Annotated in this window: 1 protein-coding gene; it reads right to left on the bottom strand. The window is 62.8% G+C overall.

The window, feature by feature from the left end:
- A partial coding sequence (locus L692_RS29810) for a toxin TcdB middle/C-terminal domain-containing protein (protein ID WP_036724950.1) occupies window positions 1-349 on the bottom strand: 349 nt, incomplete at both ends.

The raw sequence follows: 349 nt of genomic DNA, 5'->3' as shown, positions 1-349 counted from the left end.
CTTCGGCGGGCAGCGCCGGATCGGCGGTGCGGCGGCCATATACGACCGAGCAGGATTTAAGCGGATTCCCGTATTCATCCGTCTCCAGATTCAGCGCGTGGGCGATGCGCGGGTCCGCCGGATTGCGTTCGTATTGCATGGTATACGTTTCGCTCCCGACAGGGAGACATACCGCGTGTCTCTGCTCGCCCTGCCGCTGAACCAGCCGGAGCTCGTAAGTATGTTCCTCGGCGCTGTATGGATGAGGGGCCTGCTCCGATCCATCGAAGCTGTACACTTCCTGCCGCAGCGGCAGCCCTTTCAGCGCCCGCAGGCATTCCTTCCATTCCCCGTCGTCCAGCTCTTCCGG

The sequence above is a fragment of the Paenibacillus forsythiae T98 genome (assembly GCF_000520735.1).
Taxonomy (GTDB): Bacteria; Bacillota; Bacilli; order Paenibacillales; family Paenibacillaceae; genus Paenibacillus_AQ; species Paenibacillus_AQ forsythiae.
Note: the sequence above shows the minus strand (reverse complement) of the source record. Positions and strands in the feature narration are given on the sequence as shown.